This window comes from Ruicaihuangia caeni (assembly GCF_029952955.1).
Lineage (GTDB): Bacteria > Actinomycetota > Actinomycetes > Actinomycetales > Microbacteriaceae > Ruicaihuangia > Ruicaihuangia caeni.
Map to the genome: position 1 here is coordinate 13,481 of NZ_JASATX010000006.1, position 17,545 is coordinate 31,025.

Genomic DNA, 17,545 nt, shown 5'->3' on the forward strand with positions numbered 1-17,545 from the left:
GGACCGCGCTATGGAGGCGAAGCTTGACTGAGATCCGAGATGCACTGGTCGTCGGCGTGAGCGGCATCGCGGGAAGCGCGGTGGCGAACCACCTGCACCGCGAGGGGGTACCGGTCGTGGGTCTTTCGCGAGGGCGAGTGCACGGCCTCACGGATGTCGACCAGCGTCGCGCCGATCTCGAAGACCGCGCCTCGATCGCCGAGGCGCTCGGCGATAGGTCGCCCTCGCACGTGTACATCACGGTATGGAAGCGGCACAATACCGAGGCCGAGAACATCCGCGTCAATGGGCTCATGATCCGGAACCTCATGGACGTGCTCGGAGAGCGCGGGGGAGTGGAGCACGTTTCGCTGCTGACCGGTCTCAAGCACTACATCGGGTCGCCGAATCAGCAGGGCGAGATCGCTCCGTCATCCGACACCCCGTTCGACGAGCGCGCGCCGCGCCTGCCAGTCGAGAACTTCTACTATGCGCAAGAGGATGCCGTCTTCGACGCTGCCGAGCGCCAGGGCTTCACCTGGAGCGTCCACCGCTCCCACACCATCGTCGGGGCCTCCGTCGGGAACGCGATGAATATGTTCCTCACCATCGCCGTCTACGCCGCGATCTGCCGGGAGTTGGGCAAGCCCTTCATCTTCCCCGGTTCGGAAGTCCGCTGGAACGCACTCGGCGACGTGACGGACTCGCGGATCCTTGCTGCCCAGATGATCTGGGCGAGCACCACGCCAGCGGCGCGCAACGAGGCCTTCAATACCGTGAACGGCGACTTCTTCCGCTGGCGTACTATGTGGCCGCGCATCGCAGAGATGCTCGGCGTCGAGCCGGAGGGGTTCAACGGTGAAGTCCGGCCGATGCAGACGCTCCTCGCCGACGCGGCCCCGATCTGGAAGCGCATCGCCGAGAAGCACAACCTGATCGAAGACGACCTCGATCGCGTCGCCTCTCCGTGGCACACCGACGGCGACCTCGGGCGCAAGATCGAGATCCACGCCGACTCGGGCAAAGCCCGCGAACTCGGCTTCACAGATTTCGTGCGCAGTGAACGGAGCTTTCGCGATCTGTTCGCGCACTACTCGGCAGCCGGGGTCATCCCCCCGGTTCCGGTGACCGGTAGCCCACTGTGGAGGGAATTCTGATGGCAGCAACTCATGACGCGCCCAGCGGCGGCATCGAGCGGAGGTTCCCCGTCGAGCGGGGGCAGCGGCGAGTGGTCGTCCTCGACTCCTCGACGCATGCCCCGTTCCACGCGAAGGAAGCCGACGCACGGCCCGGCGATGAGATCATCGTGAACGCCTCGTACGCAGGCGTCTATTGCGCGGTGCTCGTGAATGAGGCGAAGCCGCTCGGCGCGATCGGCGTCGACTGCGCCATCGGCAAGGATGGTGCCGGCATCCAAGGCCTGTGGTACTTCGAGGCGCTCGGAGTCCCGGCGGCCGCGGCCGACATCATGACGGTCGAACTCGGCAATGGCGACACGCTCTGGAACGACGGAGTGATCTCGCGCGTCAACGGAGTGGCGACGCAGTTGGGCATCGAGCCCGGTATGACGGTGAAGCGTGCAGCCGAGCTCATGCTCGACAAGCCTGCTGAACTGCCGGCCCCCGACTACATCGCGCGCAAGGTGCACTTCGAGACGCCCGAGGGCAGGCAGATCGTCTCGATGAACTCGATCATCGATGCCCTTCCGGAAGACACCGACCGCAACGTGCTGTGCACGGCCGGTCACACGGGCCGCAGTGTGATCGACTACATCTGCGATCACCGTCCCTACGGCTTCATCTGCTCCGACGGCGGATTCGGTCGGAACGAGTCGGGCACGGCGGCGCTTGAGCCGACCGCCGCTGCTGGCATACCCGGGGCCTCAGTCTCGGTGCAGACCGCCCGCATGGGCGATGGACTGTCGACCTACCAGGATGGCGTCATCAGCGCCGCGAACAAGCTCGCGCTCGAACTCGGTGTGGAGATCGGGATGCCGGCGAAAGAGGCCGCACGCATCCTGGTGGAGCGCTGATGGAGATCGTCTCGGTCGAGCTCGAGGAAGACGTCATCCTCCCACCGGTGACGGGTGTGCGCGCCGACTCGGATGACCTGGCGATCGGCACGCAGGAGTTCGCGCCCGGCCAGACCATGCAGCACCACTATCACCGCACGTACCGTGAAGTCGTGGTGGTGCAGTCAGGTCGCATCACCTTGGAGATCGACGACCAGGCCCTGGTGCTGGGCCCCGGCGACAAGTGCGTGATCGCGATCGGCTCGGTGCACGGCGTGCGCAACGACACCGATGAGCCGGCGGTGCTCACGTACCTCAAGGTGCCCTTCGATCCCTACGACACCATTCCGGTGGAACGATGAGCGGGCAGGCGCGTCGTGTCGCGCTCATCGCGGGCGGCACAGCGGGCATCGGACTCGGCGCTGCTCGTGCGCTCGCGGCGCAGGGCGTCGAGGTCGTCGTCGGCGGACGGGACGCTGAGCGGGCGAACGCCGCGGCTCGAAGCCTTGACGGGCCGGGCGAGGTGGTCGGCACAGTGCTCGACTCGACCGACCAGGCCAGCATCGATGCTGCGGTCCGCCTCGCCGTCGAGCGATTCGGCCGGCTCGACGTGATCGTCCACTCTGTCGGCGCCGCGCCCTCGGGCACGTTCGATGAGTGGGACGACGCGCCTTGGCGAGACGCGTTCGAGCAGAAGGTGCTCGGAGCGAAGCGGCTGATGAGCGCTGCGCTGCCAGAGCTTCGCAAGAGCGACTCGGGCCGCATCGTGCTCGTGGCCGGTTCAGCGGGCAAGGAGCCGGGAGCCTCGATGGCGGTCGCCGGCACCATGAACGGGGCGCTCATCTCGCTCACCCGCGCCGCTGCGACGCAGCTCGCTCCCGAAGGCATCACCGTCAACGCGGTGTCGCCGGGTCCCACCGCGACCGGACGGTGGGAGCGGCTGGTCGAGATGAACGCCGAGCGCACGGCGACGGATGCCGATACCGCGCGCGCCGCGATGTCCGAGGCATTTCCGCAGGGCCGCCCGGCCGACGTCGCGGAGGTGGCCGCCGCGATCGCGTTCCTCGCCTCGCCTGAGGCGTCCTTCGTCACTGGCACGAACATGACGGTCGACGGCGGTCAATCTCGCAGCATCTGACATTTCAGCTCGCAGCAAGGAACGGCGGCTCCATGTGGAGCCGCCGTTCGCGTATGAGCGACCGGACTGCCGGGGTCGTCAAGTCGGCAGCCCGGTCGAGTCTCAGCTGGAGGTGATCGACTTGCCCGCGCGGTACGCCATAGTCATGCCGGGGCCGAGCGTGGCGCCGGCACCCGGGTAGCCGCCGCTCGCGGGATGCGCGCTGGTGTTGCCGACCGCGTACAGGCCCTCGATGACCTGGTTGTTCCAATCGAGCACGCGGGCATCGGCATCCGTCGCCAGGCCGCCGCATGTGCCGAATCCGCCGGGGATCGCCGCGAACGCGAACAACGGGTATTCCGCAAGGGGCGCGAGCGCCGGGTTGGGAAGGCCCCGCGTGCTGTCGCCCCAGTAGCGGTCATAGGCGCTGGCGCCGCGCGAGTAGTCGAGGTCCTCGCCCGTGGCGGCGAACCCGTTGAACCGGTCGAGCGTTGCCTGCAGGGCGTCCGCGGGCATCTCGAGCCGCTCTGCCAGTTCGGCCGCTGAGTCTCCGCTCACAAGCCACTCGGGGAGCGGCTGGTCGAGCCGGTAGTCGAAGAGGCCGTAGCGACGCACGTAGTCGGCGTCGACGATCACCCACGCGGGCAGGTGCGCGGGCGCGTGGTCGCGCGGCTCATAGGCGTGCATGGCGCGCGTGAGGTCGTTGTAGTTCTGCGACTCGTTCACGAACCGGTTGCCCTGCCGGTCGACGATGATCGATCCCGGGCCCTGTCGCTCGAAGCGCAGCAGCGTCGCGTTCGGCGCGCCGTCCATCTTCTCGTGCGGCAGTTGGGCGTAGGGTGCCCACCAGGCCTCATGCATGTTCCGTAGCGTCGCTCCGATGGCGGCACCCGCGCGGATGCCGTCGCCGGTGTTGTGCGGGGGGCTGCACCTCGCGATGAACGGCGCGCCGATGAACTGCTTCAGCATGTCGTCGTTCCACTCGAAACCGCCGGTGGCGAGCACGACCCCATCACGCGCCGAGACTTCGAAGTTTCCCACACGCACGCCGCTCACGCGTTCGCCTTCCCGAAGCAGCGACGAGAACGGCGCTTCCGACACGAGCGTCACCCCGAGGCGGGCGAGAGCGGCCACCAGGGACGAGACCACGGCGAGGCCGCGAGACGTGAGCCCGCGCTCCTTGCGTGCTTTCAACTCGTCCCACGGGAACCGGGTGAACGCGCCCCAGGCCTCGTACTCCTCCATGGTGAAGGGCAACCGGGGGTCGGGGCGCACTGCGGCTCGCAGTTCGCCGAGCGCGGTGCTGTCGAACAGTTGCGGGTCGAGCGAGCGCCCGCCCTTGCTCGAACCGGCGAGATCCTGTCGGTAATCGGGGTAGTTGAGCACCGAGTTGAACTTGAGCCCGTGCTCGGCGACGAACTCGATCATGTCCGGGCCGGTGTCGACCACAGCCTCCAGCAGTTCCTCCGGATGCCTGCCCTTTGTGAGCGCCCGCAGGTACTGCAGTGCGTCGTCACGCGAGTCGGTGCCACCACCGCGCAGCATCGGACCGTTCACAGCGACCCAGAGGGTGCCGCCGGAGATGGCCGATGTCCCTCCGAGGTATTGCGACTTCTCCAGCACGCACACCGACTTGCCGGCCGCCGCAGCGGTCAGGGCCGCGGTCAGGCCGATCGCGCCGGAACCCGCGACGACGACGTCGTATCCTTCGAGCAGTTCTCCGTTCCAGACCCGCACGGCGTCAGGCCCCGGTCACGCGGTCGCTGATGCGGTTGTAGACGATGCTCCATTTCTCGGCCTCGAGATATTCGCTGAGCGCCATACCGCTGCGGGCGTCTGCGAGCTGCATGGCAGCGACGTTCGGGTCGCCTTCGATCTCATACACCGCGACGTAGCCGAACTTCGCGTCCGGTGCCGGCTGATCCCGGTGCAGGGGCACCTCGCCGTTGCGGTGCAGCGTTGCAGCGGTGAAGGCGGGCAGCGCGGTCACATCGCGCAGGTGCGTCTCGATGTACCAGCGCTCGAACTCCTCTTCGTGCCCGGGAGTGCAATTGGTCTGGACCAGCAGGATGGCGTCGTACACGGTGGTTCTCCTTCGAATTTGGCGTGGTCGTGCGAATCGGCGATCGGTGGGGCCGGCTTCAGGCGAGCTCATCGAGCCAGCGGTCGCCGGGCAGCCACTCTTCCCGCACCGGGGGCATGAAGTTGGTGTGCACGGGCTCGCGCTCGCCGACCAGAGGGTCGATGCGCAAACGCGTCATGCGCAGATGGCTGATGCGCCAGCCGGTCTCTGTGAGGGTGTATTCCTCCGAGTAGTGGCCGTAGCCGCGGATGCCGCGCTGGCCCGGCACAGAGACGCCGCGATACGCCAGTGCGTCGGGCTCCCACTCGAGGTAGTCGGTCATCGACCAGATGCCGCGGGCGGTGCTCTCGTCGATCACCTCGATCTCGGGCATGTACCCCGCGTGCACCGTGGGCACCTCGGCGAGGTTCGTGCGGATGCTGGTGATGAACGCGTCGGCACCATCGCCGCCCGCCCAGAGACCCTCGAACGTGCAGTCGGCCGTGAAGCACGAGCGGAGTTTCTCCCACTGCTTCGTATCGATCAGGCGGAAGTACCGCGCTTTGAGGCGCTTGATGTCCTCGACGGCGCGCAGTTCGGCGATCGCGCGGGCGACTTCGTCCATAGGTTCCCCTCCTTGGAAATCCGACGGGATGAGTGTGCCCGCACCATGGGAAGCGAACAACCGATTCCCGTCTTGCGGGATGGCGAGATCAGCGCTGCGGCGGACATCGATCGAGCGCTCGACGCGTCAGTGCAAGAGGGCGCGTTCGATGCTCCGAGCAGACCGGCGCAGCTCCTCGAGCCACGACCGTTCCACCGGAGTCATCTTCGAGTGCGAGAGCGGCGGCATGCGAGTTGTGGGGGCCGTGATGGTGAGGGAGCACAGCACCGGGCCGACCGGTCGGCGAATGGGTACGGCGAGCGCGTAGATGCCGTCTTCGGTCTCATTGATGTTCCGCGCGAACCCCAGGCTGCGCGTCTGGGCGATCACCGACTGCAGCGAGGCCTGAAGCGGGTGCGCCGCGCTCCCAAGTGCTTCGGCGACCGTCGGCTCGAGCGCGTCGAACTCGTGCTGCGGCAACGAGGCGAGCAGCATCTTGCCCGCTGCGGCTGCGCCGGCTGGAACCTGCAAGCCGACACGACTCGACACGCGCACGAGCTTCGTCGACTCCACCGCGGCGACGAACTCCACGAGGCTTCCGCGCAGCGTTGCGATGTGCACCGTCTCAGCCGTGACGCTGCCCAATGCTCGAAGATGAGGTTGCGCGACTTCCACGCAGTGGGCGATGGAGTCGTCGATCGTGCGCTGCTGACCCACGGGCACGCCTGTGAACCCGCGGTCGTCGTCGCGGCTCACGAAGCCCGCCACTTCGAGCGTCGCGAGTATCCGATGCGCTGTGGATGTCGAAAGCTCGTTCGCGCGCGCAATGTCGGACATGGTCGACTGCGGGTGCTCGTAGACGTGACGAAGCACCCGGAGTGCCTGCTGGACTGACTTGATGGTTTCGATCGGCCCAGACTAGCTTCCCACGATGCGGGAAGCAATCGCGATGTTGTCCGTGCCGTGGGAATCTCTTCCGCACAGGATGGCGAGGTGGCCATCCGAAGGGAGCGACACAAGCACATGCAAGACATCGACATCGCCACGCTCGCACCGCTCGTGCGGCGCCCTGACCCGACCGGGAGCGATACCGAGCAGACCGAAGGGCTCCTTCGACTCGAAGGCGTCGGGCCGCGCACGACTCCCGCCAAGAAGCTGTTCTTCCAGACGGCCATCAACGAGCCCGGCACGCGTTCGCTTCCGCATCACCACGGCGAAGCCGAGACGGCGGGCTATGTCGCCGAAGGCCACGGCCGCATCTACTACGGCGAGGGCTACTCGCTCTACGTCGACATGCTCCCTGGCGACTTCGCGTGGATCCCGCCGTACATGCCGCACATCGAGGCGAACATGAGCCCGACCGAGCGCCTCGTATGGATGACCGCCCGAACCCCCGACAACATCGTCGTCAATCTTGACGACGTCGACGACAGCACGCTCGAGGGCTTCGAGCGGGCCTGATCTGCAATCACAAACCAACAAAGACTCGAGGAGGAGTTTTGAGAACACACCGCACTCTCGCCGCAATCGGGGGACTCGTGGCCGCAACGGCCATGCTCGCCGGCTGCACCAGTGGCGCCGGCAACGGCGACGCCAACGGCGACAATGGCTCGACGGGCGAGACCGTCAACCTGCAGCTCGCCACCTATCTCGGTCCTGCAGCTCCGCCCGCGGTCGCCATCCAATGGGCGGCTGACGAGCTGAAGGAGCGCAGCAATGGGGAGATCAATATCGAGATCTTCTTCGCCGAGGCTCTGCTGAAGGGGCCTGACGTCATTCCCGGCGTCGCGCAGAACCGCGCCGACATGGGCGTCGCCACCATGTCGTACAACCCGGGTGAGCTTCCGCTGACCCAGGCGATCTCGGTGCCGTTCCAGAACTCCGACCCCGCAGCCCTCACCGCGGCCATCGACGAGCTCTTCGAGAACAACGAGGACTTCAAGGCGGAGTGGGAGCGCACCCAGACCAAGCAGCTCTCCTTCATCGGCGGCCCCACCGGCATCGTCTCCTCCGACGAGGAGATCCCCGGCGTCGATTGGTTCAAGGGCAAGAACATTCGTGCGACGAGCTACACCGCCAACGCCCTTCAGGCGGTCGGCGCCAACCCGGTCGGCATCACCCTCGGCGAGATCTACGAGGGCATGGAACGCGGCACGATCGACGGCTACGCGTCGATGCTGATGGACACCGTCACCTCGGCGAGCCTTCAGGAGGTGTCGCCCTTCGTAGTCGACACCGGCATCGGCACCTACGCCGGCAACGTCGTCGTGATCAACCCGACCGTGTGGGACGGCCTCTCCGACGAGCACAAGGCGCTGTTCGAAGAGGTCTTCTCGGAGTTCCAGGATGAGTACCTGAGCATCTTCTCGGGAATCGAGGACGAGACCTGCGACGCGCTGATCGCCGAAGGCGGTGGAACGGCGATCTGGCCCGAATCGGAGACCGAGAAGTGGAAGAACGCCGTCGGCGACTCCGTGCTCAACGACTGGAAGCAGAAGAGCGCCGCGGCCGGTGTCGGCGCTGACGCCGTCGACGCCTTCTGGGACCAGTACCAGGACGCCCTCGAGGCGAACCAGAGCGCTGACTCCAAGAACGGCATGGAGCGCTGCGCCGAGCGCTGATCCGTCCTGAGTCGACTGCGGGAAGGCCGAACTGAGCCTTCCCGCAGTCGGCATTGACAAAGGAAAGAACATGCCATTCTTCACCAAGTACGTCACCAACGTGATGGGGTTCGCGGCGGGGATCGTCATCCTCGGGCTCACCTTCATCACCGTCGTGGACGTCACCCTTCGTAAGACCGGCGGCAGCCTGCCCGGTGCCGTCGAGTGGAGCGAGGTGCTCCTCGTCTTCGCAGTGTTCCTCGCGTTCGGCTCCGCCCAGGTGACCGGAGACCACGTCTCCACCTCGGTCCTGACGTCGCGGCTTGGACCGAAGGCACGACGGATGCTGCGCGGCGTGGCGGCCATCATCGGCATCGCCGCGGTGGTCGTCATGATCGTCGTGGCCACTCAATCGGCCATGAATTCGATCGCGGTCGGCGAGTACCGCTTCGGCATCGCGCAAGTGCCGATCTGGCCTGCACGCGTGATCATCGTGGTCGGGCTCGTGGTGTTTCTGTTCGAATACGTCCGCACTACAGTCCGCCAATTCCGCGATCCCATGGACGAGGGCGCGATGAACTCCGAACTGCGCATGGCGGAAGCTGCGCTTGAGGCCGAAGAGGTGAACCGCAATGAGTCCTGAGACCATCACCATCGCGCTGGTCGCGCTGGGCATCCTGCTGATCTTCATCCTCGCCGAGCAGCCGATCTGGATCGGCCTGGCCGCCTCCGGCGCCCTCGGCCTAGTGCTGCTGAACGGCATCGATGTCGCCTCGAACACCATCGGCCTCGCACCATTCACATCAACGGCCGTCTACACGCTCGTGATCATCCCGCTCTTCGTCGCGATGGGGGTGTTCGCGGCGAGAGCCGGGATAGCCGACGACATCTTCATCATCGCCGAGCGAGTCTCCAGACGCATTCCGGGCAACCTGGGTGTCGCGACCATCCTCGCCTGCGGTGGCTTCGCCGCCGTGACCGGCTCATCGGTGGCGACCGCCGCGACCTTCGGGCGCGTGGCGGTCAGCCGCATGGCTGCTCGTGGATACCGACCGGATGCCGCAGCGGCTCTCGTGGCGATGGGCGGCACGCTCGGCGTGCTCATCCCGCCGAGCGTCGTGCTCGTCGTCTACGCGTCGCTGACCGGGTCGTCGATCGGCAAGCTGCTGCTTGCAGCCGTGCTCCCAGGGCTTACCACGATGGCCGTCTACATCATCTTCGTGATCGTGCTCTACAAGCGGGGCTTCTTCGACCCGCAGCGGCTCTCGAAGAAGGTGGCGGCAGCCGAGCGGCGGGCCGTCGCAGTAGGCGCCACTGTCGGTGCAGGGGGAACCGGTGTCACCACTGCCACCCTCGACACGCCCCTGCGCAGCACAGTCCGTCCAGAGAAGCCCGTAGTCACCCGTAAGAACATCGTGGGCGCGTTCTATGTGGCGCTTCTGTTCGCCATCGTCATCGGCGGCATGTACCTCGGCTGGTTCACCGCTACCGAGGCCGGAGCGATCGCAGCCTTCGTCGCGCTGATCATCGTCGTCGTACGGCTCTCGCGCGGCGGATTCAAGGCGACCTTGGTCGGGCTGAAGGACTCCATCATCGAGTCCGCCAGCCTCGGCACGATGATCTTCGCCTTGCTTGCCGGTGGAGGGATCTTCTCGTTCTTCCTGCTCAAGACCGGAATACCGAGCGTGCTCGCCAGGCAGGTGGTCGACTGGGGGCTGCCGGCCTGGGCGATCGTCGTCATCGCGTTGATCGTGATGGTCATCCTCGGGATGTTCCTCGACGGCTTCTCGATCATGATCATCGTGATCCCGCTGCTCTGGCCAGTGCTCGACGCGGTCGGCGTCGATGCCATCTGGTTCGGCATCCTCACGGTCAAGGCGGTGGAGATCGGACTCGTGACCCCGCCGTTCGGACTCAACGTCTACGTGGTGAGTTCGGCTGCGCCCGGCGTGAAGCCCGAACGCGTGTTCGCCGCCATCATGCCCTTCGTTCTCGCGGAGTTCGTCGTGATCACACTGCTCATGCTGTTCCCGCAGATCGTGTCGTTCCTGCCGAGCCTGGCGGCGATCTGACGATGACCTCGACCCAAGCCGCCGCCCCGCCGCCATGGTCGCCTTCGAACCCGTGGGCCGATCTTCAGGGAGCGCTCTGCGTCATCACCGGCGCCGGCGGCGGCCTCGGCCGCGGCATTGTGCGAATGATGGTCGACGTCGGTGCGAGCGTGCTCGCCACCGACGTCGACCCCGCCGCGCTGCAGGAGTTGCGCAGCGAGATCGCGAGCGACCGACTGCACACACAACAAGTTGATGTGACGGATGCCGCGGACTTCGCCGCCTGCGAAGAGCGCGTACGCGCCATCGGCCTGCCGCTCGCGCTGTGGGTCAATAACGCCGGCGTGATACTGCGGAAGCCTGCCGAGGGCGTCACTGACGCCGACTGGGACCGGGTCTTCGACATCAACGCGCGCTCCGTGCTCGTTGGTTCGCAGGCCGCGTACCGTGTGTTCACCCAGCAGGGACGGGGCGGTTCGATCGTGAACCTGGCCTCGGTCGTGGCCTGGAAGACCATGGAGGGCCGGGTGCTCTACGGCACCTCGAAAGCGGCGGTGGTGCAGCTGACCCGTCAACTCGCCGTGGAGTGGGGGAGGCACGGCATCCGAGTGAATGCGATCGCTCCGGGCATCGTGTTGACGCCCATCTCGCACCTCTGGAACGCCAGCGACGACGAGCGTCAGGCGACCATCGATCAGACGCCGCTGCGGCGACTCGGCGAGATCGACGACATCGCCAGGGGAGTGCTGATGCTCGCCAGCGGGCTCACCGGCTACGTCACCGGGCAGACGCTCGTCATCGACGGCGGTCTTACCCTCGGATAGTGCGAGATCAAAGGGGAGTGCATTCGTGAATGGCAAGGCCGGAGGAAGCTTGACGCCCAGCGGCGAGAAGCTCAAAGGCTCGGTGGCCGTGGTCACCGGCGGTGAAGGCGGCATCGGCAGCGCCATAGTCGGTCTGTTCGCGGACTCGGGCGCAACGGTGGTGTCGGTGGACGCCCTGTCAGAACCTCGTGCCGATTCCCCGGTCAGGCGTCACGCCGGGGCGCATTACGAGAACGTCGACATCACCCACGAAGCAGCAGTCGCTCGCCTCTTCCAACAGGTCCGCAGCGCTCACGGTCCCGTCGACATCTTGGTCAATTGTGCGGGGATCGTCGGCCCCGCCAAGCAGGCCCATGAGCTGGACGAGGCGGAGTTCGACTTGCTGTTCCAGGTCAACGTCAAGGGCACGTGGCTCGTCACCAAGCATGCTCTGCCGCAGATGATGGCTCTCGGGCGGGGGAGCATCGTCAACTTCTCATCGATCGCCGGCGTCGTGGGCGGCACCTCGGCGCAAGCGCTCTACCACGCGAGCAAGGGCGCGATCCGAGCGATGAGCAAGGCCGACGCCGTCGCCTACGCACCGCACGGCATTCGAGTGAACGCCGTCTTCCCCGGTTCCATCGACACGCCCATGAGCCGTGAGACAGCGGCCAAGTTCCCAGGGGGCGCCGAAGCGCACTCGGCGGCGATCATCGGCAAGCATCCCCTGGGTCGCCGTGGGACGCCGGCAGAGATCGCGGCAGGGGTGCTGTACCTCGCATCCAGCGACGCGAGCTTCGTGACCGGGGCCGAACTCGCGATCGACGGCGGTTACACCGCGCAGTAGCCCGCCATGTTGCTCTGAGACCGTCCGAGGGTCGCCGCAACACCCCCTCAGTCGCGCGCCGCGAGCACTCCCTCGGCGAATGCGAACACACTCTCCGTGACGAGGTCTTCCACGCGCTCGGCGCTCCACCCCGACGACTTGCGGGTCGCGAACGAGTGGTCGCCGTCGGGAACTTCGATGACGCGGATGCCTTCGACTCCGCGAACCTCCGCAGCCACGAGCTCCGCGCCGCCGAACGTGTCGCGACCGCCCTGCAGCACGAGCACCGGCACCTCGGGCTCGAGCAGCTCGCTGAGGCGCGACTTCTCCGGCGCTCCGGGCGGGTGCAAGGGGAACGCCAGGCACACCACTCCGGCGGCGCCTGTCTGCGCGGCAGTCCGGCAGGCGACTCTTGCCCCTGCGCTGCGCCCGCCGCAGAGCAGCGGCATCCCGTCAGCGAGCTCGGAGACCACCGGCAATGTCTGCAGCCAGGCGGCATCGAGCGCCGCTGGGCGCGACGCGATGCGCTTCCCGGCCACCCTCCAAGGCTGCTCGTACCGCGCCACGGTCACACCTCGCTGAGGAAGGCGACTGGCGAGAGCGGCGAGGTCGCGGGCTTCGATGCCGCCGCCCGCGCCGTGACCGAGCCAGAGCACCGCTCGTTGCTCCGGGGCACTGTCGATCGTGAGGCGCGAGAGGCCATGCTCCGTGGGGATCTCGACGACTGTTCTCTCCCGCCCACCGATCGTTTCACGGGGGTGCGACTCGGCGGCGCGCCCTGCTCGGAGGTCGATGCCGGGCTCTTCGGCGGCTCGTGCCGTCACTTGGCGGTCTCGTCGCGCTGATGGATGCCGAACACATTGCCTTCCGTGTCGAGGTAGTACCCCTGCCAGGCCATGCCGGTGATCGCCTGCTTCGGCAGCGCCACTTCGCCGCCCGCGTCCATGATCCGGCGCTCAGCCGAGTCGTAGTCGTCAACGCCCATGGTCAAGACTGCGCCGTTCACGGCAGCGCCGGGGCCTGCACCAGGAACTCCGCGCTGCAAGATCGCACCGTTGATGCCCGGGCTGCCCTCCTCGCCGGTGATCGCGCCGAGATATGGCACGCCCGCGACGGGGGTCCAGTCCTCGAACGTCCACCCGAACGCCGCTTCATAGAACGCTCGCGCGCGTTGCACGTCGTCGGCATGGATCTCGAAGTGAATCGGTCGGTTCACGCTGCTCTCCTCCGTCGCACTGGTTCACAGACATCCTTCTCACCGACATCCTTCCCACGGACGGCTCCCTCTGCATCCCTCTGGTTGCGCGAATCGCCTGGGAATCCGGCCAGGGGCCCTTGCGGGCGGCCTGCGCGGACCTAGCCTGCAGGTGAGTCCGGTCCCGAAGCCGGGCGCTTTCTCTGGGAGGAGTTCTCATGGCTCGCAACATCGTGAGGTACAACCCGTTCGCAGAGCTCGATGCGCTGCAGCGGCAGTTCTTCGGCGATGACTTCTTCACCGCCGTCCGGGGGAGCAATATTCCGACGACCGACGTCTATATGGAGGGCGATCGACGCCTGGTCGTCGAAGCGCACCTGCCGAACTTCGGCCCCGACGACATCAACATCGATCTCGACGAGGGTGCACTGGTGATCCAGGCCGAGAAGCGGGAGCACGAGGAGGACAAGTCGAAGAAATACATGGTGCGGGAGAGCAGCAGCAGCTTCTACCGCCGCATCATGCTTCCGGAACGCGCCGATCAAGGGTCGATTGACGCGCACTTCGAGAACGGCGTGCTGAAGGTCACCGTGCCATTCAAAGAACTGCCGACGACTCGCAAGATCAGCATCACCACAGGGGGGTCAGCGGGGTCGAGCGGCTCGACGGACGCCGGACAAGGCACTGGCGGATCGTCCGGTGCCAACGCCGGGTCCATGCCGGCCGGTGCGCCGGGCGACGCCGACGAACCGCAGTCCAACATGGGAGGCGCATGAAGTCGTATGCCGCAGCAGACCCCTGAGTAGCCGAGCGGATGCCGCAGCCCGAGAGCGGCGTCCGCTCGCAGTTCCAGCGCCAGGCAGGATCAGCCCGAGTAGTGAACGCGCCTGCCAACACGAGAGCCTGTTCGTCAACAGGCCCAGAGAGCAAGTCCGACATGACAGTCAGCACCGGCATCCTCGCGCCGGGGTCGATGAGCCTCGTGACGACCATCGACGAGCGATTCCAGTCATTCGACATCGCCCTGCCCGAAACGGATGCCGCGGCATCCGCTCCGGGCGCCCCGGCCTCGCGCCCGGCGCCCGCATCCAGAACGGGTGCTCGGAGGCCTCCCCGCGCATCGAGCCGACGTCCGCCATCCGCGAGCGCCGGGATCGCGAACGAACTCGCGGATCGGCGGTTCCGATCGCTCGTGCGGGCGCTCTCGCCGATGGTGCTGCAGGTGAGCGGCCCCTCGGCCGCCCGCGTCTACGTGCCCCGGCACGATGAGTTCCCGCCGAGGCCACCGCAAGGGTTCGATGCCGTCCTGCCTCGGGAGCTGCAGCCTCCAGTGCTCGATTTCGCCGAGTCGATCGGCGCTGACCTCGAGACCATGCAGACACCGCCGATCGGCGATGCCGGGCTGGAATCCGCCGAAGAACTGCTCGATCCGATCGCGTACGTCGATCGCCTCGGAGCGCTCGCGCGAAGCGGTGTGAGCATCGCCGCGCACCACGCGCTCGCGACCCACGACGCGCCGATGCAGGCCAGCCTCATCGACGAGCGCGATCACTCTCCTCGTCCCGCCTATTGGGCGGCGCTCCTCTGGCGCAGGCTCATGGGCACCGCTGTGCTCGATTCGGGCTTGCACACCATCGACCGCCTGCACATCTACGCCCACGCGCTCCGCGGGCTACCCGAAGGCGTGGCCGCGCTCATCGTCAACACCAGCCCGACCATCACACGCCGGCTCGCAGTGCCGATCGATTGCGTGCGGTACACGCTCCGTGCGGATGCCTCCGAGGGAGGAGCTCTGCGCCTCAACGGCCGGTTGCTCAGCGTGAGCAGCGAGGGCTCGCTGCCGAGGCTCACTGGCCTGCCCACTCGCCGGGGTCCACTGACCTTCACGCCGCGCTCGATCACCTTCCTCGCCTGCCCCGATGCCAGACAGGCGCCATCATCGACATGAGCCGACCGCGCGGGACCCCGTGCCGAGCGAGTTCTCGTGTGTGATGCTGAGAGCACGGGGGAGAGTGAATGAAGCCGATCGCGAGGTTTCCCGGCAACCGCAGGGTCATGCGCCTGTTCGTGGCGTTCTTCCGCGCGGGTCTCGGATTCCTCTTCTGCGGGCGTCTGGCGATGGTCGAGCATCGGAGCATGCGGAACGACGAGCTTGTTCATCGCACCGTGCTCGAAGTGATCGGTTCCGACGCCCCGGGCTCCGTTCTGGTGGTCGTCGGCTCGGGAACTGATTCCCGGTGGTGCGAGCACCTCGCCGCTGAGCCGAGATGCCGCATCACTCTGGGCTTCCAGTACCGGCGCGCAGCACGGGCCGAGCTGCTCAGCCACCACGAGAGCCGAGCGCTGCTCGCCGGCCACGCGGCGCGCAGCGCGCACCTCCAGCAGGGCGACCTCGATGCCTCGACCGAGAGCCTTGGCGCCTTCGGCCCTGAACCGCGCGTGGTGCGACTGAGTTGGCAGGCAACGGTCCGAACAGGCGCCCCGGCCATTGCGCCTGTGCTCACACCTGGCGGGTGACCCGCGAGAGTAGTCACGTCGCCGTCGACCCTGGTGATCCCGGTCGATTCCCAGACCTCGCGGCCCCGACGGCGGCCGCGGCCCAAGATTTCTCGCGTTGCGGCTGTACCAGGGCGACAGTGTGCAATATCGTATTGGTACGCTCAGTGAACCAGCTATCCGCTCAGTGAAACAACTAGCGGTCGTTGCGGGGTTCCCGGAGCGCCCCATGCCGGCCCTGCGGGTCGCCGGCCGCGGCTGGTCGACCAGCCACGCAACGACGCGGATTGGAGCAACGGATGACGCGACTGCTGCTGCGCGGAGGCGAAGTGATCACCTCCAACGAACGGTATCTCGCCGACCTGCTCATCGTCGACGGAACCATCGAGGCGATCGGCCGACCCGGCCAATGGGGTGTCGACGATGCCGACGAGACCGTCGACGCCGACGGCTGCCTCCTGCTCCCAGGCGGAGTCGACACGCACACGCACCTCGAGTACGTGGTCGCGAGCGGCAAGACCCGCACCGCCGACGACTTCGAGAGCGGCACGATCGCCGCCGCCTGCGGTGGCACGACCACCATCGTCGACTTCGTGCGTCCCCCGCAGGGCGTCGGGGTGTACGACGCCTTCCAACAGCGCCGAGCAGCGGCGGCGGCATCCTGTGTCGTCGATTTCGGGTTCCACCCGATCGTGCCCGCGAGCGCCGGCGATGACGACTCCTTCGACCAGCTGGTGCGACTCGCGCGCGAGGAAGGTGCGACCAGCTGGAAGTTCTTCATGGCGTATCCCGGCTCGATGGTCGATGACGACGTGCTCATCCGCGGGTTCCGGCTCGCCCGCGAGCACGGTGTGCTGCCGATGGTGCACGCCGAGAACGGGCATATGGTCGCCGATGCGATCGCCTCGCTCATCGAGGACGAGCGCTTCGAAGAGCACAATCACCTGTTCGGGCACCCGGCCTCCGCCGAGCAGGAAGCGGTCAACCGCGCCATCATGCTCGCCGAGCACGCTGAGAGCCCGCTCTTCATCGTGCACGTCTCCGCGTCGGATGCCGCAGAGGAGATCGCGAGGCACCAGGCTCGTGGTGTCGAGGTCATGGCGGAGACCTGCCCCCAGTACCTGGTCACGGGGTACGAGGACTACCGCGATCTCGGCTTCGGGGCGGCGGGCTACATCTGCTCGCCTCCCATCCGCGAGCGCGCCAATCAGGAGCGGCTCTGGCGCGCCGTCGAACAGGGCACGATCGCGACGATCGGCACCGACCACGCGGCGTTCACGCTCGCTCAGCCTGAGGGCCTGCCGCCGCAGAAGGCGGTCGGGCGCGGCCACTTCCCGTCGGTGCCGAACGGCGTGCCAGGCGTCGAGGAACGCCTCATGGTCATGTACGAGACGGGGGTGATGAGCGGTCGACTCTCCATCCACGAGTTCGTCGATCTCACCGCCACACGCCCGGCACAGCTCTTCGGCCTGGCACCGCGCAAGGGTTCGATCGCGCCCGGAGCGGATGCCGACATCGTGGTCTGGGATCCCAAGGCGTCACGCACCCTCGGCGTCGACACGCTGCACAGCCGCTCCGATTACTCGCTCTATGAGGGGATGACGGTCTCCGGCTCGCCGAGACTCGTCTTCTCACGGGGCGAGCTGATCGCTCGTGATGGCGAGCCGGTCGAGCCGCGCCCCGGCCGCGGGGAGTATCTGCCGCGGCAGCGGTTCGGCACTGCCGCAAGCGGATGGCGAGCCGCGCACGCCGCCGGCTGAAACCCCCGCAAGTCTCGCACTCGCAATGAGTGCTCCATCGA

Annotated in this window: 20 protein-coding genes; 14 read left to right on the plus strand and 6 right to left on the minus strand. The window is 67.1% G+C overall.

The window, feature by feature from the left end; genetic code table 11:
- Positions 1–23: 23 nt before the first annotated feature.
- The 4 genes from QF206_RS11610 to QF206_RS11625 are packed head-to-tail and all read left to right on the plus strand — an operon-like array spanning position 24 to position 3,128.
- Positions 24–1,136 carry an SDR family oxidoreductase gene (locus QF206_RS11610; RefSeq protein WP_281489404.1) on the plus strand — a complete coding sequence of 371 codons (1,113 nt, stop codon included), beginning with the start codon at positions 24–26 and terminating at the stop codon, positions 1,134–1,136.
- Positions 1,136–2,011 (plus strand): hypothetical protein, encoded by an 876-nt coding sequence (locus QF206_RS11615; RefSeq protein WP_281489405.1) that lies wholly within the window; start codon positions 1,136–1,138, stop codon positions 2,009–2,011. Before QF206_RS11610 ends, QF206_RS11615 begins: the two co-directional genes overlap by 1 nt.
- Entirely contained in the window at positions 2,011–2,352 is a 342-nt protein-coding gene (locus QF206_RS11620; protein WP_281489406.1) for a cupin domain-containing protein, read from the plus strand. The genes QF206_RS11615 and QF206_RS11620 overlap by 1 nt, the downstream gene beginning before the upstream one ends.
- The gene (locus QF206_RS11625; RefSeq protein WP_281489407.1) at positions 2,349–3,128 is read left to right on the plus strand and encodes an SDR family NAD(P)-dependent oxidoreductase; all 780 of its coding nucleotides are present in this window, start codon (positions 2,349–2,351) and stop codon (positions 3,126–3,128) included. The genes QF206_RS11620 and QF206_RS11625 overlap by 4 nt, the downstream gene beginning before the upstream one ends.
- Positions 3,129–3,230: 102 nt before the next feature.
- Here the strand turns inward: QF206_RS11625 and QF206_RS11630 are convergent, their stop codons facing one another.
- The 4 genes from QF206_RS11630 to QF206_RS11645 form a co-directional block, all read right to left on the minus strand.
- Entirely contained in the window at positions 3,231–4,844 is a 1,614-nt protein-coding gene (locus QF206_RS11630; RefSeq protein ID WP_281489408.1) for an FAD-dependent oxidoreductase, read from the minus strand.
- A gap of 4 nt (positions 4,845–4,848) precedes the next feature.
- Positions 4,849–5,190: a DUF4286 family protein gene (locus QF206_RS11635; protein WP_281489409.1), complete on the minus strand. Its 342-nt coding sequence runs from the start codon at positions 5,188–5,190 to the stop codon at positions 4,849–4,851.
- 58 nt (positions 5,191–5,248) lie between these two features.
- Positions 5,249–5,794, minus strand: a complete 546-nt coding sequence (locus QF206_RS11640) for a nuclear transport factor 2 family protein (protein ID WP_281489410.1) — start codon at positions 5,792–5,794, stop codon at positions 5,249–5,251.
- Between the two features lie 126 nt (positions 5,795–5,920).
- Positions 5,921–6,682, minus strand: coding sequence for an IclR family transcriptional regulator (locus tag QF206_RS11645; protein ID WP_340309601.1), 762 nt, complete (start codon positions 6,680–6,682; stop codon positions 5,921–5,923).
- 84 nt (positions 6,683–6,766) lie between these two features.
- Here QF206_RS11645 and QF206_RS11650 point away from each other — a divergent pair, with 84 nt between their 5' ends.
- From QF206_RS11650 to QF206_RS11675, 6 genes are all read left to right on the plus strand, one after another.
- Positions 6,767–7,234 (plus strand): cupin domain-containing protein, encoded by a 468-nt coding sequence (locus QF206_RS11650; RefSeq protein ID WP_281489411.1) that lies wholly within the window; start codon positions 6,767–6,769, stop codon positions 7,232–7,234.
- 38 nt (positions 7,235–7,272) lie between these two features.
- Positions 7,273–8,394 carry a TRAP transporter substrate-binding protein DctP gene (dctP, locus tag QF206_RS11655; RefSeq protein WP_281489412.1) on the plus strand — a complete coding sequence of 374 codons (1,122 nt, stop codon included), beginning with the start codon at positions 7,273–7,275 and terminating at the stop codon, positions 8,392–8,394.
- Positions 8,395–8,464: 70 nt separating this feature from the next.
- Positions 8,465–9,016 carry a TRAP transporter small permease gene (locus tag QF206_RS11660; RefSeq protein WP_281489413.1) on the plus strand — a complete coding sequence of 184 codons (552 nt, stop codon included), beginning with the start codon at positions 8,465–8,467 and terminating at the stop codon, positions 9,014–9,016.
- A complete protein-coding gene (locus QF206_RS11665) occupies positions 9,006–10,445 on the plus strand; it encodes a TRAP transporter large permease (RefSeq protein WP_281489414.1) in 1,440 nt (479 codons plus the stop codon). The genes QF206_RS11660 and QF206_RS11665 overlap by 11 nt, the downstream gene beginning before the upstream one ends.
- Before the next feature lie 2 nt (positions 10,446–10,447).
- Positions 10,448–11,248, plus strand: a complete 801-nt coding sequence (locus QF206_RS11670; protein ID WP_281489415.1) for an SDR family NAD(P)-dependent oxidoreductase — start codon at positions 10,448–10,450, stop codon at positions 11,246–11,248.
- Positions 11,249–11,297: 49 nt separating this feature from the next.
- Positions 11,298–12,074 (plus strand): SDR family NAD(P)-dependent oxidoreductase, encoded by a 777-nt coding sequence (locus QF206_RS11675; protein WP_281489416.1) that lies wholly within the window; start codon positions 11,298–11,300, stop codon positions 12,072–12,074.
- 47 nt (positions 12,075–12,121) lie between these two features.
- Here the strand turns inward: QF206_RS11675 and QF206_RS11680 are convergent, their stop codons facing one another.
- Complete coding sequence (locus QF206_RS11680) at positions 12,122–12,877, minus strand: alpha/beta hydrolase family protein (RefSeq protein ID WP_281489417.1); 756 nt, start codon at positions 12,875–12,877, stop codon at positions 12,122–12,124.
- Positions 12,874–13,269, minus strand: coding sequence for a VOC family protein (locus QF206_RS11685; protein ID WP_281489418.1), 396 nt, complete (start codon positions 13,267–13,269; stop codon positions 12,874–12,876). Before QF206_RS11685 ends, QF206_RS11680 begins: the two co-directional genes overlap by 4 nt.
- Before the next feature lie 197 nt (positions 13,270–13,466).
- On the opposite strand from QF206_RS11685, the gene QF206_RS11690 reads away from it, so the two are divergent.
- From QF206_RS11690 to hydA, 4 genes are all read left to right on the plus strand, one after another.
- Complete coding sequence (locus tag QF206_RS11690) at positions 13,467–14,024, plus strand: Hsp20/alpha crystallin family protein (protein WP_281489419.1); 558 nt, start codon at positions 13,467–13,469, stop codon at positions 14,022–14,024.
- A 161-nt stretch (positions 14,025–14,185) separates the two neighbouring features.
- Positions 14,186–15,196, plus strand: coding sequence for a hypothetical protein (locus tag QF206_RS11695; RefSeq protein ID WP_281489420.1), 1,011 nt, complete (start codon positions 14,186–14,188; stop codon positions 15,194–15,196).
- Between the two features lie 68 nt (positions 15,197–15,264).
- Positions 15,265–15,765 carry a hypothetical protein gene (locus QF206_RS11700; RefSeq protein ID WP_281489421.1) on the plus strand — a complete coding sequence of 167 codons (501 nt, stop codon included), beginning with the start codon at positions 15,265–15,267 and terminating at the stop codon, positions 15,763–15,765.
- A gap of 278 nt (positions 15,766–16,043) precedes the next feature.
- Positions 16,044–17,504, plus strand: coding sequence for a dihydropyrimidinase (gene hydA / locus QF206_RS11705; protein WP_281489422.1), 1,461 nt, complete (start codon positions 16,044–16,046; stop codon positions 17,502–17,504).
- The last annotated feature ends 41 nt before the right edge of the window (positions 17,505–17,545 follow it).